The following is a 24,674-nucleotide window of genomic DNA, read 5'->3' on the forward strand; positions in this document are numbered from 1 at the left end:
CCAGGCTAACGGTACTCGTCAGAAACATTTGGTTGTGCTAACTGTCATCTCGACGCGACCCTGGGCGGGTGACGGTCGGCGCGCTGAACCTCGACGACACCGCGGCGGAGCACACCGAGCGGATCCGGGCGCTTCGGGCGAGCATGCGTCGGCTGGGGCTCGCGGCGGTGGCGGTGGCCAGCCCGGAGAACGTCTACTACCTGACCGGCCTGGACCATCTGGGCTACTTCGCGTTCACCCTGCTCGTGGTGCCGCGCGAGGGTGCGCCGACGCTGGTCACCCGCGCGATGGAGCGCCCGACCGTGCGCGCGCAGGTGCCCTGGTGCCGGCACGTGGTGTTCGGCGAGGACGAGCCCGCCGCGCCGGCCGCCGCCTCCGTGCTCGCCGAGGTGGTCGAGGCCGGCGCCACCGTCGCGCTGGACGAGGACTCGATGTTCTTCCCGCCCTCGACGGCCGCCCGACTCGTCGCGCTGCTGCCCGGGCTGCGGTGGACGAACGGATCGGGCCTGCTCGCCGGGCAGCGCGCGGTGAAGTCCGGCGGCGAGATCGACCACGTCCGGCGGGCGGCGAGGCTGTCGGACCGGGCCATGGCGGCCGGTCTCGCGGCGTTGCGGCCCGGCGTGCCGCAGCGGCGGGTGGCCGCCGGGGTGTACCGGACGATGATCGCGGACGGTGGCCAGCCGCCCGGGTTCGCCCCGCTGATCCGGCCCACCTCGATGCTCGACCAGGAGCACGTGTCGTGGTCCGACGGCCCGGTCCGGCCCGGTCAGGGGTGGTTCTTCGAGCTGTCCGCCAGCGTGCGCCGCTACCACGCGCCGCTGAGCCGCACGGTGTACGTCGGGCACGCCCCGGACGGCGCCGACCAGGCCGCCGCCGCGGCGCTCGCCGGCCTGGTCGCCGCCCGCGACGCGCTGCGCCCCGGTGTTCGTACCGGTGAGGTGTACGCGGCCTGGGAGCGCGCGGTGGCCGGGCATCCGTCGCCGGCCTGGCCGCTGCGCCACCACTGCGGGTACCTGGTGGGGATCGGGTTCCCGCCCAGCTGGGTCGGCGGCGGGCAGGTGCTGGGCATCCGCCCGGGTGGTGAGGTGGCGGTCGCGGCGGGCATGACGTTCCACCTGATGTCGTGGGTGACCCGGCCGGTCGGGCACGTCGTCTCGGACACCGCGCTGGTCACGCCGGCCGGAGCCGAGCTGCTCACCACGGTGCCCCGGGGACTCACGGTGGTCGGCTGAGATGCGGATCAGCAAGCTGCGCACCACCACCGTCGCGGTGCCCTACCGCGTCGACGAGGCGTGGGCGTTCGGCCGGCGGTCCGGGCAGGTCAGCGTGCTGCTGGAGATGCAAACCGACGAGGGCGTGGTGGGGCTCGGGGAGGCCGCCGCCTACCCCAGCGCCGACGTCGTGAACGCGGTCTTCCGCACCCTGGAGCCGCTGGTGGTCGGCGAGGACCCGCTGGCGATCGAGCGGATGATCCACCGCATCGACCTGGTCGGCACCTGGCACCACGTGCGGGCCAGCAGCCCGGCCATCGCGGCCGTCGAGATGGCCTGCTGGGACGTGCTCGGCAAGGTGTGCGGGCAGCCGCTGGTGAACCTGCTCGGCGGCCGGTTCCGGGACCGGGTGGAGTACTTCTACTACGTCGCCCGCGTGTCGCCGGCGGAGGTGGCGGCCGAGGGACGCCGGGCCACCGAGGCCGGGTTCGGCACCTGCTACCTCAAGGCCGTGCACGACGACCCGGCCGCCGACGTCGAGCGGGTCGCCGCGCTGCGCGACGGCGCCGGCCCGCACGCGCGCATCCGGGTCGACGCCAACGAGGCCTGGTCGCCCGGCACCGCCGTCCGCACCGTCCGCGCGATGCAGCCGTACGGCCTGGAGCTGGTCGAGCAGCCGGTGTCCGGCCGCAACCTCGCCGAGATGGCCTACGTCCGCGGCCGGGTGGACACCCCGCTGCTGGCCAACGAGGCGAGCTGGACCAGGCACGACCAGCTCGCGGTGATCCGCGCCGGGGCCGCCGACGCGATCTCGGTCGACAACCAGGCCGACGGCGGGCTGCTCAACCTCAAGCGCTCCGCCGGCCTGTGCGAGGCGGCCGGCCTGCCCGTGGTCAAGCACAGCCTGGGCGAGCTCGGGGTCGCGCTGGCCGCCGCCACCCACGTCATCGCCGCCACCCCGACCTTCCGGTACGCCAACCAGGCCTACGGCGCGCTGCTCTCCGACGACGTCACCGCCGGCTTCGGCGGACCGGCGGCCGCCTACCGCGACGGGTGCCTGGACGTCCCGACCGGCCCCGGCCTCGGCGTCGAGCTCGATCCCGACAAGGTCGCGCGGTACGCCGAGCTCTACCGTTGCGGGGCCGACCGGTTCGCCTTCACCGACCGGGACAGCGCGACGGCCCCGGCGTTGCCCAAGGCATGAGCGTTTACGCGTCGTCCAGCTCGACGTGCCGCAGGTCGCTGCTCAGCCACGATCCGACGATCAGGAACAGCCCGCCGAGCGCGAGCAGCACCACCGGGGTGTAGCCGTACGGCATGAAGGCCGAGAGCCCGAGCATGTAGTACGGGTAGAACGCCGGGATCACGCTGGGCAGGCTGTAGGCGATGCCGTAGCCGGACGAGCGCACCTGGGTCGGGAACATCTCCATGATGTACGCGGAGATCATCGACCACACCGCCAGCGTCGCGACCAGCGCGAGCCCACCGCACACCAGCAGCGTCACGGTGCCGCGCGGCCGGGCGATCGCAGCGGCCAGCAAGAGTGGGGCGACGACCAGGTTGAGCACGCCGATCACCAGGAACACCCGCCGGCGTCCGTGCCGCTGCCCCGCCGCCCCGATCAGCGGGAACAGCACCACCCCGATGATCGCGGCGGCCAGGATCGCGGAGTTGATCACCGCCGGGCTGCCGCCGAGGCCCTTGAAGTGGCTGGCGAACACCCCGACCGTGGCGTCCAGGGTCAGCCAGGCGCCGGTGCCCACCACGAACGCCAGCCCGAGCGAGCGCAGGTGCCGGCCGGAGAACAGCGTCCGCAGCGGGCGCTCCGGCTTGGGGATCTTCGTCCAGAGCTCCGACTCCGGGACCGACCGCAGGTAGTACACGAAGATCGCGGCCGAGAGCACGAAGCCGATCGCGAACGGGATCCGCCATCCCCAGACCGCGTACGCCGACTGCGGCCCGTCCGAGGGCATCACCTGGAGCAGGATCATGGTCAGCACCGTGATCACGCCGAGCGCGGCCGGGTAGCCGACGTTGAGCAGCGAGCCGTACACCCCGCGCTTCTCCCGGGGCGCGTACTCCATGGCCAGCGGGTTGGCCGCGGTGTACTCGCCGCCGAGGAAGACGCCGTCCAGCAGCCGCAACGCCACCAGCAGCACCGGCGCCATCACGCCGATCGTGGCGTAGCCGGGCAGCAGCGCGATCAGCCCGGTACACACGCTGAACCCGGCCGCGACCACGATGGTGGTCCGCCGCCGCCCGAGCCGGTCGCCCATCGCGCCGAAGATCACCGAGCCCAGCGGCCGGCCCACCAGCGAGGCCGCGAAGATCGCCGCGCTCATGGTGGTCATCTGGACGGCGCTGGCCCCGCTGGCGGTGAAGTAGGTGATCGCCGGCGCGAGCGCGATGACCGGCAGGTAGACGTCGTACATGTCCACGAAGAAGCCGAACATCGCCGCCCGCAGCGCCCGCCGGCGGGCCTGCCGCTCGGCCGGGCCGGCGGACGCGACGGCCGTTGTCTCACTCATCGCCGGAGCCGCCTTCCGGGTCGGCGTCGGTGAGCCGCAATGAGCCGGAAGGGCCGGTGTGCCGCGCCAGCGGGGTGTGCCGGCGGGTGTCCACCGTGAGCTGGAAGATGTCGGCGCGGTTGTAGGTGCCCACGATGTCGTGCGCCTGCTTCGCGGTGATCTCGTCGGCGAGGTTCACCCGCGCGTGCAGGATCCCCTCGTCCCCGTGCAGTGGCCCGGCGACCGCGCGCCCGTCCGGCCCGATCACCATCGAGGCGGTCGGGTGCGCGCGGAGCATCTTCTCGATCCGCGCGTCGCCGGCGGCCACCTCGGCGACCGCCCGGTCGTCCAGCGCGGTGGCCGCGACCACGGTGAAGACCTTGCCCTCGAAGGAGTGCGCGGCGGCGCGCAGCCGGATGGTCTCCGGCAGGTCGTAGTCGCCGCCCTCGGTCCTGCCGTCGAACGGCCAGGACGGCGGGTAGGTGGCGATGTGCAGCCGCTCGCCCTGCGCGAGCAGCGTGAACCTGGCGAGGGTGTTCGTGTTCTCGCCGCAGATCAGCGCGCCGAGGTGCCAGCCGCCGAGCGGCACCGGCGCCAGGTCGTGGGCGTCGCCGTGCGACCAGGTCAGCCGCTCGTACCAGGTGGCCACCAGCTTGCGGCGGTGGTTGACCAGCCGGCCGGTGGGGTCGAAGACCAGGTTGGAGTTCCAGAGCTGGCCCAGGCTGGCCTCGTTGCGCTCGTTGACCCCGACGGACAGCGTGACCCCGAACCGCGCCGCGAGCCGCCCCAGCCGCTCGGTCTCCGGGCCGGGCACCGTGATCGACTCCCTGACCAGCCGCTCGTGAAAGTCGTGCTGGTCCACCGGCGCGAGCACGCCGTTCCAGATCGGGAACCCCGGCAGGAAGCTCTCGCCGAAGACGACCAGCTCGGCGCCCTGGCCGGCGGCCTCGGCGACGAGCGCCTCCAGCTTGTCCAGCGTGGCGGCGAGGTCCAGGAAGACGGGCGCCGCCTGCACCGCCGCGACTGACACCGTGGGCAGTTCGATCGTTGACATCACGCCTCCGTCGGGTCCGTGAGCGTCGTGACAAGTTGTCGACGGATCCCGACAACAATGTCCCGATCGCCCGTAGGGTGCGCGGAGGGTAAAGACCGAACAGCACGACGTCAATGGCCCGACACCGACGCCCAATGTCGACCCTTCTCGACACCGACCGGCCCTGAAACCCCTGCTCACGACCCGTGAGTGGTTAGCGGTGCTATAGCCCCGCTAACCACTCACGGCCGCTGAGCAGGGCTTTTGCGGCGGTGCGGGCGTGGTGGGCGGCGGTGGGGTCGGCGGTCACGGCGGCTACGGAGATGGCGCCGTCGATGAGGACGAGCAGTTGGGCGGCCAGTGCGGCGGGGTCGGGGGTGCCGGTGTCGCGGGCGAGCCCGGTCAGGTACCGCTGGAGCAGGTGCTTGTGGTCGCGGGCGGCCTCGGCGACGGCCGGCGCGGTGGCCCCGAGCTCGCCGAACGAGTTGAGGAACGCGCACCCCCGGAACCCCGGCCGGGAGAACCACTCGTACAGCCAGTCGAACACCGCCAGCACCCGTTCGTCCGGCCGCCCGCATTGCTCGACGAAGCCGGCCAGGTCCTCCCGCCACCGCAGGTCACGGCGCCGCAGGTAGGCGACGACGAGCCGTTCCTTGGACGGAAAGCACCGGTACAGGCGTTTGAGCGAGACGCCGGACGCGGCGCGGATCTCGTCCATCCCGACCGCCTGGATGCCCCGGTCGTAGAACAGCGCGTCGGCGGCGTCGAGCAGCCGCGAGGTGGCCTCGGCGTGATCCACGGCAGTCTCCCTCTGGCGTCGGAGAACGGGCGTTCTCTAGGATACGAGAACGACCGTTCTCTAGAGTAGGGAGTTGACGCGATGAGCCCGCGACCGCCGTTCCCCCCGTTCGACGAGCAGACCGCCCGGCAGAAGGTGCAGGCCGCCGAGGACGCCTGGAACACCCGCGACCCGGAGAAGGTCGCGCTGGCCTACACCGAGGACTCCGTGTGGCGCAACCGCGACCGGTTCGTCGAGGGCCGGGCACAGATCGTGGAGTTCCTGCGCCAGAAGTGGGACCGCGAGCTGGACTACGCGCTGCGCAAGGAGCTGTGGGGGTTCCGGAACAACCGCATCGCCGTGCGCTTCCAGTACGAGTGCCACGACCGGGACGGCCGGTACTGGCGCAGCTACGGCAACGAGCTCTGGGAGTTCACCCCCGAGGGGCTGATGAGCCGGCGCGAGGCGAGCATCAACGACGTCCGCATCGAGGCCGCCGACCGGCGCATCCACGGCCCCCGTCCCGCCGAGGAGCACGGCCTGCTGCTGCCGATCCAGTAAAAGCTAGTGGCGACTGTCGACACTTGACGGTCGAATCTGTCATCCTGACCCCACCGCGCGCCCGACCACGCGAACGGAGCCGGGATTGGAACCGTCAGAACAGCCCAGCGCAGTCCATGCCGTCCAGGATGTGCCGCTCGAACCGGGCGACCACCTCGGTCGCGTCCCGGGAGGTGATCGCCTCGGCGAGCAGCGCCGCCAGCTCGACGTGCCGTTCCACCAGCCCGACATGGCCGCGCGCCGGGGCGTCCGTGCTCAGCATGGCCAGCACGATCTGGTCCCGCAGCCCGTCGTAACTGCTGGTCAGCCGGCTGTTTCCGGCCGCGTCCACCACCGCGCGGTGGAACCGGCGGTCGGCGCGCACGATCGTCGAGGCCTCGCCGCCGTCGACGGCGCGGCGCAGGGCGTCGAGCTCGTCGCCGAACCCGGAGGTCGGCTCGCCCCGGTGGACGATCAGGCGGACCGCGAGCGTCTCCAACGCGGTGCGCATGCCCGCCAGCTCGCGCACGTCGTTGGCGTCGAACTCGACCACGACATAGGGCTTGTTCGGCTCCTTCGTGACCAGCCCGGACTGCTCCAGCATCCGCAGCGCCTCGCGGACCGGCGAGCGGCTGACCCGCATCTGCTCGGCGACCGTGGAGTCGCGCAGCGCCTGGCCGGGGGCGACCCGGCCGGTGAGGATGGCCTCCCGTATCCGCGCGTGGATGTCGCTGACCAGCAGGCCGGCGCGCACCGGGGCGAAGGTGGCGACTGTCGACACGGAGCGGGGCACCGCACCGAGGGTAGTCCGGTGGGTGCCTGATGTACTCCGCCGCGGTGACCAGGGCCGTTCGCAGGCTGGTGCCCCTGCTGGGCGTCTGCTTCTTCGTCAGCATCATCGACCGCACGAACGTCAGCGTCGCCGCGCTGACCATGAACGCCGAGCTGGGCCTCTCGGCCGCGGCCTACGGGTTCGGGGCGGGGATCTTCTTCGTCGCGTACTTCCTGTTCGAGCTGCCCAGCAACCTCGCGCTGGAGCGGTTCGGGGCCCGGCGATGGCTGGCCAGGATCATGGTGACCTGGGGCGTCATCTCGGTCGGGATGGCGTTCATCCAGAACGACGTCACGTTCTACCTGGCGCGGTTCCTGCTGGGCGCGGCCGAGGCCGGGTTCTTTCCCGGCGTGGTCTATTACCTGTACCAGTGGTTCGACGGGCGGAACATCGCGCGGGTGCTCGCGCTGTTCTCCGCGTTCGGGCCGCTGGCGAACGCGGTCGGCGCCCCGCTGGCCACCTCGATCATGCAGGCCTGGGGCTGGCGCTGGGTGTACGTGATCGAGGGCATCCCGGCGGTGCTGCTGGCGTTCGTGCTGCTCCGGGCGCTGCCGGACAGCATCGAGGACGCCCGTTGGCTGAGCGCGACCGATCGGCGCGCGCTGCGCGAGGGCCTCGGCGCCGGGCCGGCACGGCCGGTCTCCTGGCGCACCGCGCTGCGAGATCCGCAGTCCGTGCTGATGTGCCTGCAGTACCTGCTGATCATGACCAGCAGCTACGCGCTGGTGCTGTGGCTGCCGCAGATCATCCGCTCGTTCGACGTCGGCATCGGGCTGACCGGCTGGCTCACCGCTGTTCCGTTCGCGGTGGCCACCGTGGGGCTGCTGGCCTGGGGGCGCAGCTCGGCCCGCAGCGGTGAGACGCTGTGGCACGCCGTGCTCCCCTGCCTGGTCGCCGCCGCCGCGTTCGTGGCCGGCGCGTTCACCAGGCAGCCGGCGGCGGCGCTGGTGCTGCTCTCGGTCGGCGCGGCGGCCATCTACTGCGCGCCCGTCGGGTTCTGGTCGCTGCCGCGCACGTTCGTCAGCGGCGCGGCGGCGGCCACCGCGACCGCGATGGCGAACTCGTTCGGGAACCTCGGCGGCTTCGTCGGCCCGTACCTCAACGGCTGGATCCGGGACGCCACTGGGAGCTTCGAGCTCGGGCTCGCGCTGTTCGGCCTCCCGGTCCTGCTGGGCGGGCTGCTCACGTTCGTCACCATCCGAATGGCCCGGCCCGTGGCGGCGCTCGCGAAGGGAGGTCGGCGTTGATGTCGTTGCGTGCCCGGCTGGCGGCGGGACCGGTGCTCGGGACGTTCGCGGGCGTGAACGCGGCCTCGGCGGTGGAGACGCTGGGCTGGGCGGGGTTCGACGCGGTCTGCCTGGACGCCGAGCACGGCGCGCTGGGCATCGCGGACATCGAGAACCTGGTCCGCGCCGCCGATGCCACCGCGACCCCGGCGCTGGTGCGGGTGCCCGAGCTCGGGCCGGCCATCGGGCGGGTGCTCGACGCCGGCGCGCGGGGTGTCGTGGTGCCGAGGGTGGAGACCGCCGAGCAGGCCGCCGAGGCGGTCCGCAGGGTGCGCTACCCGCCGGTCGGGGCGCGCGGCGCCGGCCCGGGGCGCGCCACCCGCTACGGCGGCGCGATCGCCGACTACCTGGCGCGCGCCAACGACGAGGTGCTGCTGGTCGTCCAGGTGGAGACGGCGACCGGGGTGCGCAACGCGTTCGACATCGCGGCGACCCCGGGCGTGGACGTGGTGTTCGTCGGCCCCGGCGACCTGTCCGTCTCGCTGGGGGCGGCGCCCGGATCGGACGCACACCGCGCCGCGATCGACGAGATCCTCGGCGCCGCCGACCGGGCCGGTGCGACCACCGGGATCTTCGCCGCGGATCCGGCGGCGGTGGCGGAGCACGCCGCGCGGGGCGTGCGGTTCTTCCTGCTCGCCGCCGATGTCGTGTTCCTTGCCCAGGGCGCCGCGTCGGCGGCCCGGGACGCCCGCGCCCGGCTGGACCGGACCACCTGACCGAGGAAGGACAGCTTTGGACAAGCTCGTCGTCAAGACCGACGGGGTGCTCGCCAGCTCGCCCGAGGACATCGCGCTGCTCACCGAGCGCGGCATCGGCTTCCGCGAGGGCAGCTACCTGACCGAGGACGAACTGATCGACAACTGCCGCGACGCCGACGGGCTGCTGGTGCTGCGCGAGCCGATCACCGCCCGGGTCCTCGGCGAGCTGACCCGGTGCCGGGTGATCGGCCGGTTCGGGGTCGGGCTGGACTCCATCGACGTCGCGGCGGCCACCGCGCGCGGCGTCCGCGTCACCCACGTGCCCGCCGCCAACGTGACCGAGGTGGCCACCCACGCGCTGGCGATGGCGCTGGCGCTGGCGCGACGGCTGCCGCTGTACGACGCCTCGGTCCGCGCCGGCCGGTGGGACTTCGAGGGGCCGGGCGCCGGCATTCGCCGTCCCTCCCGGCAGACGTTCGGGCTCGTCGGGCTCGGCAGGATCGGCGTCCGGGTGGCCGAGGCCGCGGCGGCGATCGGGTTCCGGGTCACGGCGTACGACAGGCATCTCGACGACGCCGCGATCCGCGCCCGCGGCGTCGAGCCGGTCACCCTGGACGAGGTCATCGAGACCTCGGACATCCTGTCGCTGCACGTGCCGCTGGACGAGCACACCCGGGGGCTGGTCGACGAGGCGGCGCTGCGCCGGATGCCGCCCGGGGCGGTGCTGGTCAACGTCTCCCGGGGCGGGCTGGTCGACGAGGCCGCGCTGGCCGCCGCGATCGCCTCCGGGCACCTCGCCGGCGCGGGCCTCGACGTGTTCGACGGCGAGCCGCTCGACCCCGACAGCCCGCTGCGCGGCCTGGACCGCGTCATCCTCACCCCGCACACCGCGCACTACTCCGCCGACTCCTACGCCGAGACCAGGCGCACGGCGTTCCTGGACGTGTCGTCGGTGCTGTCGGGCGAGCGGCCGAGGCACGCGGTGAACTAGCCCAGAAACGCGATCAGCAGTCCGAGGCAGACGACCAGCCCGACAGCGCCGCCGATGACCCCCATGGCCAGGGCGAACCGCTCAGCGCCGGATCGGCTCCCCTGCCAACCCAGCTCCTTCGCCGCGTCGGTGATCAGCCGCCGCCCCTCCTCGGTGTCGTACGTCTCCGTGCCCTGGACGCCGTCTTGACCGAACGTGTACTGCCAGTACTTGCGGCGAACCCGCCCGGACTCGAACGTCCCCAAGGTGAGTTTCGGCATTCCGTCCGGCCAGCTGAGCCGGTAGAGATCATCTCGTATCGAGAACCGCTGTGCCCGCTCGTCCAGCCTGACCCGGTGGATACATACCCGCCTGCGGTTACGGAAGCCGCCGACCCACCTGAAGTGCGTCAGGTCGATGCCGACGTCGAAGCCGTTCGGAGTGGGTGTGACGGCGTACGGCGTGCCCTCGGCCGCGGCGCGCACCCTGGCGAGGAACTCGGCGGCCGGGCCGGCGGGCGGTTCGTTGGTCATCCCAGCTCCTCGGTGGTCGGGTGGATACACCCATACCGACCCGCGCGCCGCGAGATCGGTTGGGCGCAAAGCCGTCTAGGCGGTCTCGACGTACGGCGTGCGCGGACGCCAACCGCGCTCCGCTGACACCTCCTGTCAGCGAACACCACCCGACCTATTGACCGGTCGAAGACGCTAATTGTACGGTCAAATCATGGACCTGCCGCTGTACGAGCGAATCAGGCGGGAGCTGGAGGAGAAGATCCGTTCGGGATCGCTCGCTCCAGGCGCTCGGGTGCCGACCGAGAGCGAGCTGCGCGGTCTGTACGGGGTCAGCCGCGCCACGGCCCAGCGTGTCCTCAACGACCTAGCGAACGCGGGTCTGGTCGTCCGGCGGCGGCGACACGGGACGTTCGTGGCCGACGACAGGCCGCAGGTCAACCTGCTCAACTTCGCCGTGCCCGAGATGGCCGAGAAGGGTGTCCCCGGCAGGCACCAGGTCATCTCGGCAAAGGTCGTCAGGGCCGCCGATGCGGTGCTGGCCCTGCCCGGCGCCTCGGCCGACACGGCGGTGGTCGAGCTGGTTCGCCTCAAGTTCGATGTGTACGAGCGGCCCCGCTCCGTCGAGCGCCACGTCATCCTCTTCTCGGTCGCCCCCGATGTGCTGGACGAGGACCTCGAGCATTTCGTCAGCATGCGCTACTTCCGCGACAGGGGTGTCGCGATCGATACGCTCCGGATCTACCTCGACCCGGTGAGCCTCAACGACGACGACGCCGACCTGCTGGACAGTCCGACCGGTGCGGCCTCCCTGATGAGACGCAGAGAGGCCCGAAACAGCGACGGCACGGCCGTCGAAGTGGTCGCCACCGTCGTTCGCCCGGGAGCAGCCCAGTTCTTCGTGGAGCTGCCCTTCTCCGCCATCTGAAAGGTCGACATGAAGGTCATTGTTGTTGGCGCCGGGATACTCGGCGCAAGCGTTGCGCGGTCACTCGCGATGGCCGGTGAACGGGTCCACCTGCTCGACCAGTGGGGACCGGGAACCGGCACGACGGCGACAACCTTCGCCTGGGTCAACGCGAACAGAAAGCTTGATCCGGACTATTTCAGGCTGAACGTTGCGGGGATGGAGGAGCACGCGAAGCTTGCCCACGAGCTGGGCGGCCCCCAGGCCTACTTCCCCACCGGGAGCGTGCACTGCGCGGACTCCCGGAACGAGTCGTGGCTGGTGAGCAGCGTCGAGCGGCTGCGGTCGCTCGACTATCCGGCCCACTGGGTCGAGCGTGAAGACGCCGTCCGGATTGCCGGAGACATACGGATTCCTGATTCGATCACTGCAATGGCGCATTTCCCCAACGAAGGGTATGTGCTTCCCGAGCGGCTGCTGTCGAACCTGCTCGCCGACGCCCGTCGGCACGGAGCCGAGATCTCTGTCGGCGAGGTCGTCGCGGTTCACGACGATCCCGGTGGTTCGAGGGTCGTACTGGCCGGTGGGGAGACCCGCACCGCGGATCGAGTCGTCCTCGCCACCGGACGGTGGACGGACGATCTTGCAACACGGTCCGGGCTCGATATTCCCATGATGACCGACATCCGGCGGGGTTCTCCGATTGTCGGGCTTCTCGGATACGTGACGTCACCAAGGGTCGACCTGCGGTGTGTCGTCCATACCCCGTCCCTCAACCTCCGCCCGGCGGCACACGGGCGAACCGTCGTGCAGGCCCTCAACCTGAATTCCGGCGTCGACCCGAAAGCGCCATTGTCGGCGGACTGCGAGATCGCGCGCGCCATCGTCCAGCGGTTCTCTCGCCTCATGACCGAGCGAAACCCATCGCCGGAGATCGAGCCGCGGGTCGCGATCCGGTCGATGCCGGCCGACGGCCAGACCATTGCCGGCTACGCCTCCGAGAGGTCGCGGGTCTACTGCCTGGTCACGCACAGCGGAATCACCCTTGCGCCGCTGCTGGGACGCCTGGCCGCGGCAGAGATCGTCAACGATCACACCCAGGACCTGCTCCAGGCCTTCCGCCCCACCCGGTTCGCCGGTGTGCGGCGGTCGGAGCTCAACATCACGCGCGCCACGAGGCTCGGCGAACAATAAACGGATCGGACAACAGCGATGCAAAGAAGCAGCACTGTCGATCACGGCGAGTTGAACCGCCTGTTCCGAATGCTCGGCGTGATCGAGCGAGTAGGGAACAGGTTGCCCCATCCGTTCTGGCTGTTCTGGATCCTGGCCGGAGTTCTCGGGGTCGTCAGCCTTGTGCTGTCACTGCTCGGCGTCTCGGTCATTCTCCCGGACTCCGGCCAGGTCGTTGCGGTGAAGAACCTGCTGTCATTCACCGGCATCGCCTTTGCCGCCGAGTCCGCGCTGGACAACTTCGCGGCGTTTCCGCCGATGGTTGTTATCGTCGTGGTCCTCCTCGGGGTCAGCGTGGCGGAGCAGAGCGGCCTGCTCGCGGCCCTGCTACGGGTGACGGTGGTCCGCCTCCCCACGCGCTGGGTGACGTTCGCGATCGCGTTCTCCGCAATGATCGCCCACATCATGAGCGACTCGGCGTATCTCGTGATGATTCCGCTCGGCGCGCTGGCATTCCGCGCGGCGGGACGCAGCCCGGTGCTCGGCGTGATGGTCGCCTATGTGTCGACGTCGGCGGGTTTCAATGCCAGCCCCCTGGTCACTCCCGGCGACGCCGTCCGGACGGCCCTGACGACCGCGGCCGCCCAGACCGTCGACCCGAACTACGTCGTCACACCGGTCGCGTTGTACTTCTTCTCCGCGACATCGTCGCTGTTCCTGGCGGCGATGATCACGCTGGTCGTGGAGTTCGTCCTGGCGAAACGCAGCGACTTCGTCGAGGACCCCGTGGGCGACGAGGCCGAGCGGGAGGCCCTGAACGTCCATCTCACGCCCGTCGAACGGCGTGCTCTGAGACTCTCGGGCATCACCTTCCTGCTCTTCGTCGCCGCCGTCTCGGCGATGCTGCTCATGCCGGGTTCGCCGCTGCGGGGCAAGAACGGCAGCATCGTCCAGTCGGTGGTCGTGTTGAACATCGGCGTGTTCATTGCGTTGCTGCTCACGGTGCTCGGAATCGTGTACGGCCGAACGGTGGGTTCCATTCTGTCGTTGTCGGCGATCCCGAAGATCATGGCGGAGGGCGTGAGCCGGGTCGCGCCCGTGATCGTTCTCTTCTTTGCCGTCTCGCAGTTCCTCGCCTACTTCAAGTGGACGGGCGTCGGTTCCGTCCTGACCGTCGGGGGCGCCGACCTCCTGCGCTCATTGAGCGCGCCTCATGCCGTCATCCTGCTGACCATCGTTCTCGCCATCAGCGTCCTCAATATGCTGATCACCAGCGGTTCGGCGATGTGGTCGATCCTCGCTCCCATTCTCGTTCCCATGATGATGTACATCAACATGGCGCCCGAGGCCGCCATGGTCGCGTTCCAGATCGGCGACTCGGTCACCAACCCGGTCACCCCGATGAACGCCTATTTCGTGCTTGCGCTCGGGTACGTGCAGCAGTATCGGAAGAATGCGGGCATCGGCACGCTGATGTCCTTCACGGTGCCCGTCGCCGCCGTCATCCTCGTCGCGTGGTCCGCCTACTTCATGGTCTGGTACGGCCTGGGGATCCCCCTGGGGCCGGGCGTGCACCTGAGGTGACGGTGCTCGGCGGGTGCAGTGAGATCACCCGCTCGGCCACCTCGTCGACCCGCTCCCTGCTGTAGACCAGCGGGAACGCCTCGCCCCGCGACCAGGGCCCGACCAGGTCGGTGTAGTGCGGGTCGTCGAGCCGGCCGGACTGGCCCGGCGCGTTCATCACCAGCGAGGAGTCCCAGTCGCCGACGTCGACGGCGATGCGGAACGTCGCGCCGGAGGCCTGGACGAACTTCGGGCCGTAGGAGGTGGCGCCGACCGTGTCCCCGCTGCCGCCCCGGGGTACCGGCCCGGCGGCGGTCAGCTCCGGCGGCACCGAGGTCAGCAGCGGCCGCAGCGGGTGGGTCGGGCGGGCGACGTGCAGCCTCCCCCACTGCCAGGCCGCCCGGTCGGTCCCGAGCAGGCCTTCCAGCTCGGCCACGGCCGCCGGCAGCGTGGTCGACACGATCTCCGCCAGCGCCGGCCCCGCGTTCTCGACCAGGCCCAGGTCCACCCTGGCGTCCGCGAGCTGGTCCTCGGCGATCACGATCCGGGCCAGCGTCTCGGCCACCCGGTCCGGGCCGACCAGCGGTTCGAGCGCCCGCCCGACCAGCGCCGGCCGCAGGTGGCGGCGGTACCAGACCTCGAACAGGGCCGCGGCGGCGGAGTCCGCGCGCAGGTCGGCGTTCCAGCCGCGCAGCAGGTCCAGCCCGTCCAGGCCCGGCGGCAGCTCCAGGGCGGACACCGCCGCGACGATCCGCCGGGCCGGCACGCTCACGAAGTCGCTCTGCAGCGCCACCATGTCCGCCGCCGTGGCCTCGCTGCACCCGGACAGCACCTCGTCGATGCGCTGGCGGCGGTACGGGGCGTACCAGTCGTAGGTGATGTGCCGCTCCGGCGGGAAGCCCTTCGGGAGGTTCATCTCGTTCGCGGTGGCGATGAACCCGCGCTCCGGGTTGCTCTCCCCCGGCAGCTCGTCCATGTCGTAGAACCCGGCCCACTCGTAGCGGCCGTCCCCGGGCACCGGCAGCCCGCCGTCCCAGTTCGGCCGGATCGGGGTCAGCCCGCCGGCCTTCCAGCCGATGTTGCCGGCCGGGTCGGCGTAGACCTGGTTCTCCGGCGGGGCGCCCCAGCGGTTCATCGCGGCCAGGAACTCGTCCCAGTCCCGGGCCCGCATGTAGTCCATGCTGCCCAGGTACGGGGCCATGCCCGGCTCCAGCCAGGCCGCCCGCACCGCGAACGCGGTCCGCCGCGCCTCGTCGGTGTAGATCACCGGCCCGTGCCGGGTGAACAGCAGCTCCACCTCGACCGGGTCGCCGCCTCGGACCGGGATCGTCTCGTGCTCCACCCGCATCGGCTCCCACCGGTCGCGGTAGCGGTACTCGCGCGGGTTGTCCGGGTTGGTCCGGTAGACGTACAGGTCCTCCTGGTCGACCGGGAAGATCGTCAGCCCGAACGCGATCCTTCCGTTGTGCCCGATCGAGATGCCCGGCAGCGCGGGCTCGCCGGCGCCGATGACGTCGAACCCGGGCGCGGACAGGTGCGCGAGGTAGCGCAGGCCGGGCAGCGCCTCGGCAGTCCGGTGCGGGTCGTTGGCCAGCAGCGGGCGGCCGGTGGCGGTGCGGGCGCCGGCGAGCACCCAGTTGTTGCTGCCCTCCGGCGGCACACCCGCGGGCACGCCAGCCGTCGGGCCGAACTCGGGTGGGACGGTGGCCAGGTCGTAGACCCGCAGCACGTCGTCCGGGATCAGGCTCAGGTCCAGCCCGTCCGGGACGCACAGCGGCCGCTCGGGCTCGCGCCGCCGCCGCAGCGCCTCCACCTCGGGTGGGAAGTCGCGCAGGACCAGCGCCCTGGCGACCTCCTCGCGCAGGTTGTAGAACAGGCCGTGGCTACGGATCCGGGCCACGTCGGCGGGTTCCCAGAGCGCAGGCAGGTAGCCCAGCTCGCGGAACTCGACGGGCAGCAGCGACGGGTCGTCGCGGGTCAGCCGCACGTAGGCGTTGACGCCCTCGACGAACGCGGTCGCAACCCGCTTGGTGTCCGAGCCGTAGGCCAGCCACTCGGCGTGCATGTCGCCCCGGAAGAGGAACAGCCGGGCGGCGCGGTCGCGCTCCACGTGCTCGGCGCCGAACACCTCGGCCAGCCGCCCCAGCCCGCGCCGGCGCCAGAAGTCGATCTGCCACAGCCGGTCGCGCGCGGCGTTGAAGCCCTGCGCCCGGAACGCGTCGTAGGTGCTGCCCGCGTAGATGTGCGGGATCCCCCACCGGTCCACCACGATCTCGGCGGGTCCGGTCAGCCCGGGCAGGACGTACTCGGTCATGTCTAACTCCAGAGCCGGTCGTGGCTGGTCTCGTGGTCCCAGTGGCTGGTCTCGGCGAAGAACACCGGGTCCCGAGGGTCGAGCTGGCGGCGGAACAGCTCCTCGTCGATGTCGCCGAAGCCGAGCCCCGGCGCGCCCGGGACGGCGATGTGCCCGTCCCGGATGAGCGGGTCGGGCAGCCCGGTGACCAGCTCGTTCCAGAACGGCACGTCGGCGGCGTGGTGCTCCAGCGCCAGGAAGTTCTCGGTCGCGGCGGCCAGGTGCACGCAGGCCATGGTGGCGACCGGGGACGCGGCGAGGTGCAGCGCCATCGCGATGCCGCGCTCCTGGGCGTAGTCGCCGATCCGCTTGGTCTCCGCGATGCCGCCCGAGGTCGCCGGGTCGGGGTGCACCACCCGGATCGCGCCGGCGTCCAGCAGCGGCCGGAACCCGTCGAGCAGGTAGATGTCCTCGCCGGTGCAGGTGGGCACGGCCACCGCCTCGGTGAGCTGGCGCCACTGGTCGGTGAACTGCCACGGGATCAGGTCCTCGATCCAGGCCAGCGTGAACGGCTCCAGCGCCCGGCCGATCCGGATGCAGGAGTCCAGCGCGATGTGGCCGAAGTGGTCGGCGGCCAGCGCCACGTCGTAGCCGACCACCGAGCGCACGGTGTCGACGTACTCGGCCAGCCGCGCCACCCCCGCCGCGGTGACCTGGATGCCGGCGAACGGGTGCATGGTCGTGGTGTCCTCCCGCGCCCCCGGCGGCGCGATGACCGCCCCGGGGACGTCCCAGAGCAGGTCGATCCCGACGTCCATCTTGAGCATGGTGAACCCGCGAGCCTTGCGCTCCAGCAGCCGGGCGCCCATCTCGCGCGGGTCGGGCACCGACGGGGTGTCCGCGTAGCACCTGACGGTGTCCCGGAACCGGCCGCCGAGCAGCGCGTACGCCGGCACCCCGTACGCCTTGCCGGCCAGGTCGGTGAGCGCCATCTCCACCCCGGAGACGCCGCCGCCCTGCCGGCCGTGGAAGCCGAACTGCTTGATCTTGCGGAACAGCTTGTCCACGTTGCACGGGTTCTCCCCGAGCAGGCGGCTCTTGAGCGTCAGCGCGTAGCTGGCGCTGGCCTGGTCGCGGACCTCGCCGTAGCCGACCAGGCCCTGGTTGGTGTCGATGCGGATGATCGAGGAGCGGAACGGGACGCCGTGCAGGTTCGCCACCCGCAGGTCGGTGATGCGCAGCGCGCTCGGCCGGGACGCGGTGTCGACGTACTCCTCGCTCACCGTGCCGGTCACGACTGACGCCATTGCTGGAAGTCCGCCTCGATCTCCTCGCTCCAGGTCGCGACGTCGATCTGGGCGCTGGTGTAGCGGCGCTCGGCCAGCCGCTGCTTGCCGAACGCGTCCCGGACCCGGGTGTCCTCGCTGGCGGCGGCCACGTCGGCGGCGAGCTGGGCCGGGATGACCGACACGCCGGTTTCGGTGCCGAGCACCACGTCGCCGGGCAGCACCGTCGCGTCTCCGATCCGGATCGGCAGGTTCACCCCGGCCAGCGTGACGCCCCGGATCGGGGTCGGGTCGGCCGCCCGGTAGAAGAAGTTGACCCCGCCGCCGAGCCGGCGCAGCCCCTGCAGGTCGCGGACGCCGCCGTCGATCACCGCGCCCACCCCGATGCGCGAGGCCACCGCGGTGCCCAGGTTGTCGCCGACGACCGTCCCCTCCACGACCTTGCCGAAGATGTCCACCACCAGCACGTCGCCGGGTTCGAGCAGCTCGATCACCCAGGAGTTCTGCCGGTCGCCCTCGTGGTGGCCCTCGCGGGCGCCGGCGGCGACCACCACGGCGTCCAGGTCCGGCCGGTGCGGCACGAACTGGGCGGTCACCGCGCGGCCGACCAGCACGTTCTCCGGGTGGGTCCGGCACCAGCCACCGGCGAACTGCCGCGGGTAGCCGGCCTCGTGCAGCGCGGACCACGCCTCCTCGGTGGTGGCCAGGCGCAGGCCGTCGAGCACCTCGTCGGGCACCCGGGGCCGTCCCGAGCCGAACCGCTCACCCCGCCAGGCCTCCGTCAGCTCACACAGGGCGTCCTTGGTGGGCTCGATGCGCACAGATCTCATCCCTTCACGGCCCCCGCGGTGAGGCCCTCGGTGAGAAAACGCTGCCCGAACGCGTACATCAGCACCACCGGGACGCTGATCAGCAGCGACGCGGCGGCCAGCTGGCCCTGCGGCACCACGTCACCGAAGATCATCGACTGGATGCCGACGGGCAGCGTCTTGTACTCCTCCTTGGTGATGAACACGAACGCGAACAGGAACTCGTTCCACGCGTTGGTCAGCGTGAACAGCGCGACCGCCAGCAGGCCGGGCCTCGCCAGCGGCAGGGTGATCCGGCGGAAGGCCTGGAACCGGGAGCAGCCGTCGGCCATCGCCACCTCCTCCAGGTCCGCCGGGATGGTCTTGAAGTAGCCCATCAGCAGCCAGGTCGCGAACGGCAGCGTGAACGTCGGGTAGGTCACCACCAGCGACCACGGCGAGTCGATCAGGTTCAGCCCGCTGAGCAACTGGTAGAGCGGGATGAACAACAGCGCGCCGGGCATGACGTAGGTGAGCAGCACGGTCACGGTGAACCCGTCGGCGAACCGGAAACGCAGCCGGGCCAGTGCGTAGCCGGCCAGCGCCGCGCAGCACAGCGCCACCACCGTCGCGGCCAGGGACACGAACACCGTGTTCAGGTACCAGGTGCCGAACCGCTGGCCGTCGAACAGGGACTCGAACTGCTCCACACTCCACGGCGTCGGCCACAGGTCGCTGGTGTGCATGACGATCTGCTCGTCCGGCTTGAACGCGGTGACCAGCACGTAGTACAGCGGGCCGAGCACGAACAGCAGCAGCGCGAGCAGCGCGACCCCGGACCCGCCGGCGTTGACTAGCCTGGCCGGCCGCGCCCGCCCGCGCGCGGCCAGCGCCGACGCCGCCCGCCCGACCAGCACCGCGACCAGCACGAACCCGCCGAGCAGCACGGCGGCCTTCCAGAAGATGTGCGGCGAGGCCACCGCCAGCAGCGCCAGGCCGCCGACCAGCGCGGCCCACCCGAGCCCACGCCGCCGCCCGGTCCGCGCCTGTCCAGCGCGATCGCCGTCGCCCTCGCCGCGCCGCATCAACCGCACCAGGAACACCACGAGCACCCCGACGACCGGCAGCATCACCAACGTCACCGCCGCGCCCGCGCCGAACTGCAGCTGCTGGATCGCCTTCGCGTACGCCACCAGCACGTACGGCGCGGTGGCGTTGCCCGGCCCGCCCTGGGTCATCAGCCAGACCAGGTCGAAGTTGTTGAACGTCCAGATCGACGACAGCAGGGTGGTGACGATCATGACGTGGCGCAGCCCGGGCAGCGTGACGTGCCGGAACCGCTGCCACGGCGACGCGCCGTCCACCATCGCCGCCTCGTACAGCCCACCGTCGATCGCCTTCAGCCCGGCCAGGAAGTTCACCGCGAAGAACGGCACGCCCTTCCACACGTTCACCAGGATCACCGACGGCATGGCCAGCTCCGGGTCGGACAGCCAGCCCGCCGGCCAGGCGTTCACGAAACCGAGCCCGGCCAGCAGCGGGCCGACGCCGGTGTCGGTGAGCAGCGTGTTCACGCTGCCGAAGATCGGGTCGAGCATCGAGCGCCAGGTGAAGGCGGTGACCACCGTGGGCACCACCCAGGGCAGCAACAGCACGCCGGCCAGCACCGCCCGCCCGCGCGGCAGGTGGTGCAGCAGCAGCGCCGCGACCAGGCCCAGGACGACCTTGAAGATCTCCGCGTACCCGGTGAAGACGAACGAGTTGACCACGCCGGCGTGGAACAGCGGGTCGCCGACCAGCGCGGTGTAGTTGTCCGCGCCGACGAACACGGTCTCCGGGCCGTGCCGCTCGGTGGTGCTGAGCAGCACCGAGTCCGCGATCGGCAGCAGGATCAGCGACGCCACCAGCACCGCCGTGGGGCTCAGGAACGCCGCCGCCAGCTTCCAGTCGCGGCCGAGCACCCGGCGCGGACGCGGACCGGCGCGCGGAGAACCGACCGACCGGCGCGGCACCGGCCGGTCCCGAACCTGGGTCACTGCGCGATGCCCTGCTGTTCGAAGATCCGCACGATCCGCTGGTGGGCGGTGGCCACCGCGTCCTTGCCCGGTGTCCCGCGCAGCACCTCCTGCATCATGTCGGTGAGCACGTAGGCCTGCAGGGTGGCCTGCTCCCCCGGGCTCGGCGCCTGCGGGAACGCGTTGCCGGTGGTGGTCGTGATCGGCAGCGGCTGGGTGGCCAGCTTGTGCAGCATCGGGAACGCCGGGTCGCCGCGCAGGTAGAACTCGTCGGAGGCCCACACCTTCTCCCAGGCCGGCATCGCAAGCCCGGTGGCGTCCTTCGACACGCCCAGCAGCGGGGTGCCACTGACCAGGTACTGCGCCATCACCTTGGCCAGCTCGGGGTTCTTCGCGCCCTTGAAGATGACGAACGCCTGCGACTGGCACCAGGCTAGCGGGCGCCGGCTGGCCGGGCCGGTGCAGTCGATGAACGGGTGCGTGTTGGCGTAGACCGGGTTCTTTGTCGCCTTGGAGTCGGCGTAGAGGCTGTACTGGTTGCGGGTGAAGCCGAGGATGCCGGCCAGCCAGTTCTCGTTGTTGCTGGAGTCCGTCCAGCTCTCGATGCCCGGCGGCAGCATCGGCTTGTACTTCGGGTTGGTGTACAGGTCGCGGACGAACTCGACGGCGTCGATCGTCTCCGGGGAGTTGAACGTGACCTTGCGGCCGTCGTTCGCGGTGATCGAGCCCCCGTAGCCGTAGATCAGGTACTCCAGGAAGCCGTTGCCGTCACCGGAGCGGTTGACGGTCAGGCCCCAGCCGAACCGCCGCTTGGACGGGTCGGAGATCTCCAGGCAGATGTCGCGCATCTCGGCCCAGGTGTAGGACTCCTTGAGCGCGATGCCCTTCTCCTGGAGCCAGTCCTTGCGGGCGAACGCCCCGGAGCCGACGAACTGGTACGGGATCGCGAACCACCTGCCGCCGAACGAGCAGAAGTTCCGCGACTCGGCGGCGGGCTCGCCGTACCGGGCGCTCAGCTCGGTGACCACGTCGGTGACGTCGACCAGGTCGCCGAGGTTGTGGAACTGGGCCACGAACCGGTTGTCGTTGAAGAACGCGATGTCCCGGGGGTTGCCCGCCTTGACCGCCGCGTCCGTCTTCGCCACCAGGTCGCCGGTGTCGGAGCTGACCAGGCTGTTCTCCACCGTCGTGCCGGTGGCCTTGGCGAACGCCTGCAGCGAGCGGTCCAGGGCGGCGTTGGCGCGGTCGGAGTAGAGCTTCTGGGAGAGCATGCCCAGCGACGAGCCCTTGTACGGGCCGGCGGCCGAGACGACGTCGGGCGGCACCTCGACCTGAACCCTCGGCGTGCTCGAACCGCTACCCCCGCAGGCGCTGAGCCCCAGCACGCCCAGTGCGCTCGCGCCCGTACCGAGAAACCGCCGCCGTGTCCACTCCATGTCCACCTTTCCCGGACTCGGGCAGCGGGATGGCGCGCAGGGTCACTCGGCTCCAGCCCCGTTGCCGGACGACCACGGATTTCCGCGTGGTGAAAGGTCATACCACTTACCGCGACCCGGACAACGTAAGAGCGCCGCAGTCCGGCTGTCAACCGGGGCGGTCAGTGCGCTCGCGCGTGGCTTTCCTCCACCGAAAGGCCCCGTAGCCGGCCTTCGATGATCGACCAGAACCGGGGGCACCTCGTGGGTTGGCTGGCCGGGCACTGGCGACCGTGCTCGAGCGCGGTGCGGGCCACCTCGATGCGGTGCTGCTGCTCGGCCAGCTCGGCGAGCTTGTGATCGATCATGGCCTGTTGGGACTGCCGCTCGCCGGCCAGGAAACGTCCGATCTCCGCCAGCGAGAACCCGATCTCGCGGAAGAAGACGATCACCGTGACCTGCCTGACCGCCGACTCGGCATAGCGCCGCCGCCCCGCCGCCCGGGCCGTCGGGCGCACCAGCCCCAGCTCGTCGTAGTACCGCAGCGTGGTCGTGGGCACGCCGGTGCGTTCGGACAGCTCACCGATCGACAGCAACATTTGACTTCAAGCGTACTCGAAGTGCTTGGCTCGTCGTCATGACGATCAAGGAGAGGGTGCTGCTCGGCATCCTGCAATGGTGGGGTCCTCGCGGCGGGGTGGCACAGTTCCACCGGCCGACCGGGGCCGTCGGGCACATCGCCGGCTGGATCATGGGCCGGCGCTCGTCGAACGTGGCGCGCAACCGGTGGGCGGTGCGGGTCCTGGACGTCCAGCCGACCGACCGCGTCATCGAGCTCGGCTGCGGCCCGGGCGTGGCCGTCGCCGCCCTCGCCGGCCGGGCGACCGACGGGCTGGTGGTCGGCGTCGACCACTCGCCGGTCATGATCCGCCAGGCCGGCCGCCGCAACCGGGCCGCCATCCGGGCCGGACGGGTACGGCTGGTGCACACGCCGGTCGAGAGCCTGTCGCTCGGCGACGGCCCGTTCGACGCCGCGCTCGCCGTCAACACCGTCGGCATGTGGCCCGACCCCACCGCCCGGCTACGCGAGATCGGTCGGCTGTTGCGGCCGGGCGGGCGCATCGCCGTGGTGTCCCAGCCCCGCTGCCCGGGCGCCACCGCGGCCACGTCGGAGGCGGCCGCCGGCGAACTGGCGGCGCAGCTCACCGAGGCCGGGTTCGCCGACCTCCGAACCGAGATGCTCGCCCTCGACCCGCCGGTGGCGTGCGTCGTCGGGCACGTGAGCCCGCTGAGTGGCCGGTCATCCGATGAGGTCCAGGGCGCCGAACCGTCGACCACGCCAGATCACGCGTGAGCGCTGCTCGGGGTAGCGGGTGATCGTGCAGTCGGTGTCGTACACGCGGGTGCGGCGCTCGTGGGGGGTGTAGCGGGGCCATCCGGGGTCGCCGGTGGCGGCGAACGAGTGGTGCTCGGCCCGCATCAGCTCGGACAGGCCCCGGGCCTGGGCGACGGCGTCCGGGCCCGCTTCGGTGAGCCCGGTGTCGATCTCGGCGGTGCCGAACACGAGCAGGGTGTCCAGCCCGTGCGAGGCGCCCGCGGCGTTGAACCCCCAGCCGAGCTCGTAGAACCACACCCGCGCGCCGCCGGCGTGGGCGGCCTCGGCGAGGTGCAGGGCCGGCATCCGCCACAGCCAGTCCGACATGGCGGTGTCGCGCAGCTCGTTCGGGGAGGCGGACGGGTAGGCCGCGCGGTAGCGGCGCGCGCCCGGCGTCGGTGTCAGCCCGTCGAGCAGCGCGTCCGCCCCTGCGTCGTCGAGCGTGTCGCCGAGCCGGGCGGCGAGCAGGCTGTACTCGTCGCGGGTGTGCCCGACCAGCAGCTCGACGTCACGGGCCGCGCCCTCGCCGAGCGCGGCCCACGGCGACGCCGGCAGGATCTCGCCGTCCACCACCGGGGAGAACGGCGTCGGCGTGTACGCCACGGAGCCCCACCGGCCCGCGCGCTCCGGAAGACGCGCGGTGACCGACCGCGCCGCCGCGACGAGGTCATCGGGTGCGACGCCGGTGAGATCCTCGGCCCGGGGCGGGCGGCCGAGCTCGGCGCCGACCTCTGCGGCGATGTCCGAGGCGAGGGCCGGGGTGAAGTAGGTCCCGGGCAGGCTCTGCAGGATCGCGCGCCGGAACAGCCCGGCGGCGGCCGGCATCACCAGCAGCGCGGCGATCGAGCCCGCGCCCGCGGACTGGCCGAGGACCGTGACGTTGGCCGGGTCGCCGCCGAAGGCGGTGACGTTCTCGCGCACCCAGCCGAGCGCGGCGACCTGATCGAGCAGCCCTCGGTTGTCCGGCGCGCCGTCGAGGCGGGCGAACCCCTCCGCCCCGGTGCGGTAGTGCGCGCTCACCACGACCGCGCCCGCCGAGGCCAGGGCGGCGCCGCAGAGGTGGGGGTTGGCCGAGTCGCAGTTCAGGTAGGTGCCGCCGCTGATCCACACCACCACCGGAAGCCCGGACCGACCGGGATCGGGCGTCCAGACGACGAGGTTCAGCCACTCCTGCCCGTCCGTCGCCCGGCCCGGCTGCGGTGGCGGCGGGCCGAACCGGGTGGCGTCGCGAACCCCGTCCCACGGAACGGCCGGCCGTGGCGCGGTGAACCGGTTCGGCCCGACCGGTGGCGCGGCGAAGGGGACGCCGCGGAACACGGCCACCCCGTCCTCCCAACGCCCCCGGACCATTCCCGCGTCGGTGCGCGTCTCGACGATCATGACCCCACCCTCACATCGCGCACCACCCGGCTCAACGGAGTTATCTGGTCGAGGTTTGCGCTGGCCCGCTGATCTAGTGTCATGCCGGCCGAGCGGGCACTGGCGAGGGTGG

22 protein-coding genes are annotated in these 24,674 nt (G+C 71.6%); 10 read left to right on the forward strand and 12 right to left on the reverse strand.

Annotation, left to right across the window (positions count from 1 at the left end; all coding sequences use genetic code 11):
• Positions 1 to 68: 68 nt before the first annotated feature.
• On the forward strand, positions 69 to 1,232 hold the full coding sequence (locus tag N912_RS0104835) for a M24 family metallopeptidase (protein WP_051579643.1): 1,164 nt from the start codon (positions 69 to 71) through the stop codon (positions 1,230 to 1,232).
• Position 1,233: 1 nt separating this feature from the next.
• Positions 1,234 to 2,415 (forward strand): mandelate racemase/muconate lactonizing enzyme family protein, encoded by a 1,182-nt coding sequence (locus N912_RS0104840; protein ID WP_028921551.1) that lies wholly within the window; start codon positions 1,234 to 1,236, stop codon positions 2,413 to 2,415.
• Positions 2,416 to 2,419: 4 nt separating this feature from the next.
• Here the strand turns inward: N912_RS0104840 and N912_RS49520 are convergent, their stop codons facing one another.
• The 3 genes from N912_RS49520 to N912_RS0104855 all read right to left on the reverse strand — a co-directional run bounded on the left by N912_RS49520 (position 2,420) and on the right by N912_RS0104855 (position 5,550).
• Complete coding sequence (locus N912_RS49520) at positions 2,420 to 3,739, reverse strand: MFS transporter (RefSeq protein ID WP_037062810.1); 1,320 nt, start codon at positions 3,737 to 3,739, stop codon at positions 2,420 to 2,422.
• Positions 3,732 to 4,772, reverse strand: a complete 1,041-nt coding sequence (locus N912_RS49525) for a carbon-nitrogen hydrolase family protein (protein ID WP_064745202.1) — start codon at positions 4,770 to 4,772, stop codon at positions 3,732 to 3,734. Before N912_RS49525 ends, N912_RS49520 begins: the two co-directional genes overlap by 8 nt.
• Positions 4,773 to 4,974: 202 nt before the next feature.
• Positions 4,975 to 5,550, reverse strand: a complete 576-nt coding sequence (locus N912_RS0104855; RefSeq protein WP_028921552.1) for a TetR/AcrR family transcriptional regulator — start codon at positions 5,548 to 5,550, stop codon at positions 4,975 to 4,977.
• 81 nt (positions 5,551 to 5,631) lie between these two features.
• On the opposite strand from N912_RS0104855, the gene N912_RS0104860 reads away from it, so the two are divergent.
• A complete protein-coding gene (locus tag N912_RS0104860; RefSeq protein ID WP_028921553.1) occupies positions 5,632 to 6,090 on the forward strand; it encodes a nuclear transport factor 2 family protein in 459 nt (152 codons plus the stop codon).
• A gap of 94 nt (positions 6,091 to 6,184) precedes the next feature.
• On the opposite strand, the gene N912_RS49530 is transcribed toward N912_RS0104860, so the two are convergent.
• Positions 6,185 to 6,862 carry a GntR family transcriptional regulator gene (locus tag N912_RS49530; protein ID WP_084210591.1) on the reverse strand — a complete coding sequence of 226 codons (678 nt, stop codon included), beginning with the start codon at positions 6,860 to 6,862 and terminating at the stop codon, positions 6,185 to 6,187.
• Between the two features lie 44 nt (positions 6,863 to 6,906).
• On the opposite strand from N912_RS49530, the gene N912_RS0104870 reads away from it, so the two are divergent.
• Genes N912_RS0104870 through N912_RS49535 form a run of 3 tightly spaced genes read left to right on the forward strand, consistent with a single transcriptional unit; the run spans position 6,907 to position 9,876 of the window.
• Entirely contained in the window at positions 6,907 to 8,148 is a 1,242-nt protein-coding gene (locus N912_RS0104870) for an MFS transporter (RefSeq protein ID WP_169747808.1), read from the forward strand.
• A complete protein-coding gene (locus N912_RS0104875; RefSeq protein ID WP_028921555.1) occupies positions 8,148 to 8,903 on the forward strand; it encodes an HpcH/HpaI aldolase family protein in 756 nt (251 codons plus the stop codon). Before N912_RS0104870 ends, N912_RS0104875 begins: the two co-directional genes overlap by 1 nt.
• A 16-nt stretch (positions 8,904 to 8,919) precedes the next feature.
• The gene (locus N912_RS49535; RefSeq protein ID WP_051579647.1) at positions 8,920 to 9,876 is read left to right on the forward strand and encodes a C-terminal binding protein; all 957 of its coding nucleotides are present in this window, start codon (positions 8,920 to 8,922) and stop codon (positions 9,874 to 9,876) included.
• Here the strand turns inward: N912_RS49535 and N912_RS0104885 are convergent.
• Complete coding sequence (locus N912_RS0104885) at positions 9,873 to 10,388, reverse strand: hypothetical protein (protein ID WP_028921556.1); 516 nt, start codon at positions 10,386 to 10,388, stop codon at positions 9,873 to 9,875. The genes N912_RS49535 and N912_RS0104885 overlap by 4 nt on opposite strands.
• Before the next feature lie 193 nt (positions 10,389 to 10,581).
• Here N912_RS0104885 and N912_RS0104890 point away from each other — a divergent pair, with 193 nt between their 5' ends.
• The 3 genes from N912_RS0104890 to N912_RS0104900 are packed head-to-tail and all read left to right on the forward strand — an operon-like array spanning position 10,582 to position 14,031.
• Positions 10,582 to 11,295, forward strand: coding sequence for a GntR family transcriptional regulator (locus N912_RS0104890; protein WP_037062812.1), 714 nt, complete (start codon positions 10,582 to 10,584; stop codon positions 11,293 to 11,295).
• Between the two features lie 9 nt (positions 11,296 to 11,304).
• On the forward strand, positions 11,305 to 12,468 hold the full coding sequence (locus N912_RS0104895) for an NAD(P)/FAD-dependent oxidoreductase (protein ID WP_028921558.1): 1,164 nt from the start codon (positions 11,305 to 11,307) through the stop codon (positions 12,466 to 12,468).
• 18 nt (positions 12,469 to 12,486) lie between these two features.
• On the forward strand, positions 12,487 to 14,031 hold the full coding sequence (locus N912_RS0104900; RefSeq protein ID WP_028921559.1) for an AbgT family transporter: 1,545 nt from the start codon (positions 12,487 to 12,489) through the stop codon (positions 14,029 to 14,031).
• Here N912_RS0104900 and N912_RS49540 read toward each other — a convergent pair.
• The 6 genes from N912_RS49540 to N912_RS0104930 all read right to left on the reverse strand — a co-directional run bounded on the left by N912_RS49540 (position 13,976) and on the right by N912_RS0104930 (position 22,406).
• The gene (locus N912_RS49540) at positions 13,976 to 16,324 is read right to left on the reverse strand and encodes a penicillin acylase family protein (RefSeq protein ID WP_051579649.1); all 2,349 of its coding nucleotides are present in this window, start codon (positions 16,322 to 16,324) and stop codon (positions 13,976 to 13,978) included. The genes N912_RS0104900 and N912_RS49540 overlap by 56 nt on opposite strands.
• A gap of 2 nt (positions 16,325 to 16,326) precedes the next feature.
• Positions 16,327 to 17,598, reverse strand: coding sequence for a mandelate racemase/muconate lactonizing enzyme family protein (locus N912_RS0104910; protein ID WP_028921560.1), 1,272 nt, complete (start codon positions 17,596 to 17,598; stop codon positions 16,327 to 16,329).
• A complete protein-coding gene (locus N912_RS0104915; RefSeq protein ID WP_028921561.1) occupies positions 17,595 to 18,410 on the reverse strand; it encodes an RraA family protein in 816 nt (271 codons plus the stop codon). The genes N912_RS0104910 and N912_RS0104915 overlap by 4 nt, the downstream gene beginning before the upstream one ends.
• A 5-nt stretch (positions 18,411 to 18,415) precedes the next feature.
• Positions 18,416 to 20,413: an ABC transporter permease gene (locus N912_RS0104920; protein ID WP_028921562.1), complete on the reverse strand. Its 1,998-nt coding sequence runs from the start codon at positions 20,411 to 20,413 to the stop codon at positions 18,416 to 18,418.
• Positions 20,410 to 21,828, reverse strand: a complete 1,419-nt coding sequence (locus N912_RS0104925; protein ID WP_028921563.1) for an ABC transporter substrate-binding protein — start codon at positions 21,826 to 21,828, stop codon at positions 20,410 to 20,412. The genes N912_RS0104920 and N912_RS0104925 overlap by 4 nt, the downstream gene beginning before the upstream one ends.
• Before the next feature lie 161 nt (positions 21,829 to 21,989).
• On the reverse strand, positions 21,990 to 22,406 hold the full coding sequence (locus N912_RS0104930; RefSeq protein ID WP_037062814.1) for a MerR family transcriptional regulator: 417 nt from the start codon (positions 22,404 to 22,406) through the stop codon (positions 21,990 to 21,992).
• A 38-nt stretch (positions 22,407 to 22,444) separates the two neighbouring features.
• Between N912_RS0104930 and N912_RS49545 the strand changes: the two genes are divergently transcribed.
• Positions 22,445 to 23,161 (forward strand): class I SAM-dependent methyltransferase, encoded by a 717-nt coding sequence (locus tag N912_RS49545; RefSeq protein ID WP_084210593.1) that lies wholly within the window; start codon positions 22,445 to 22,447, stop codon positions 23,159 to 23,161.
• On the opposite strand, the gene N912_RS0104940 is transcribed toward N912_RS49545, so the two are convergent.
• A complete protein-coding gene (locus N912_RS0104940) occupies positions 23,108 to 24,562 on the reverse strand; it encodes a carboxylesterase/lipase family protein (RefSeq protein ID WP_028921565.1) in 1,455 nt (484 codons plus the stop codon). The two genes, N912_RS49545 and N912_RS0104940, sit on opposite strands and share 54 nt — an antisense overlap.
• Positions 24,563 to 24,674 lie beyond the last annotated feature (112 nt).

This window comes from Actinospineispora acaciae DSM 45401 (genome assembly GCF_000620785.1).
GTDB classification, from domain to species: Bacteria; Actinomycetota; Actinomycetes; order Mycobacteriales; family Pseudonocardiaceae; genus Pseudonocardia; species Pseudonocardia acaciae.

Bases quoted from the DNA above. Each gene is read 5' to 3' on its own strand.
- N912_RS0104875 (WP_028921555.1), top strand. From the start codon at position 8,148: ATGTCGTTGCGTGCCCGGCTGGCGGCGGGACCGGTGCTCGGGACGTTC.
- N912_RS49520 (WP_037062810.1), bottom strand. From the start codon at position 3,739: ATGAGTGAGACAACGGCCGTCGCGTCCGCCGGCCCGGCCGAGCGGCAG.
- N912_RS0104940 (WP_028921565.1), bottom strand. From the start codon at position 24,562: ATGATCGTCGAGACGCGCACCGACGCGGGAATGGTCCGGGGGCGTTGG.
- N912_RS0104925 (WP_028921563.1), bottom strand. From the start codon at position 21,828: ATGGAGTGGACACGGCGGCGGTTTCTCGGTACGGGCGCGAGCGCACTG.
- N912_RS49540 (WP_051579649.1), bottom strand. From the start codon at position 16,324: ATGACCGAGTACGTCCTGCCCGGGCTGACCGGACCCGCCGAGATCGTG.
- N912_RS0104840 (WP_028921551.1), top strand. From the start codon at position 1,234: ATGCGGATCAGCAAGCTGCGCACCACCACCGTCGCGGTGCCCTACCGC.
- N912_RS0104890 (WP_037062812.1), top strand. From the start codon at position 10,582: ATGGACCTGCCGCTGTACGAGCGAATCAGGCGGGAGCTGGAGGAGAAG.
- N912_RS49525 (WP_064745202.1), bottom strand. From the start codon at position 4,772: ATGTCAACGATCGAACTGCCCACGGTGTCAGTCGCGGCGGTGCAGGCG.
- N912_RS0104885 (WP_028921556.1), bottom strand. From the start codon at position 10,388: ATGACCAACGAACCGCCCGCCGGCCCGGCCGCCGAGTTCCTCGCCAGG.
- N912_RS49545 (WP_084210593.1), top strand. From the start codon at position 22,445: ATGACGATCAAGGAGAGGGTGCTGCTCGGCATCCTGCAATGGTGGGGT.
- N912_RS0104930 (WP_037062814.1), bottom strand. From the start codon at position 22,406: ATGTTGCTGTCGATCGGTGAGCTGTCCGAACGCACCGGCGTGCCCACG.
- N912_RS0104895 (WP_028921558.1), top strand. From the start codon at position 11,305: ATGAAGGTCATTGTTGTTGGCGCCGGGATACTCGGCGCAAGCGTTGCG.
- N912_RS0104860 (WP_028921553.1), top strand. From the start codon at position 5,632: ATGAGCCCGCGACCGCCGTTCCCCCCGTTCGACGAGCAGACCGCCCGG.
- N912_RS0104900 (WP_028921559.1), top strand. From the start codon at position 12,487: ATGCAAAGAAGCAGCACTGTCGATCACGGCGAGTTGAACCGCCTGTTC.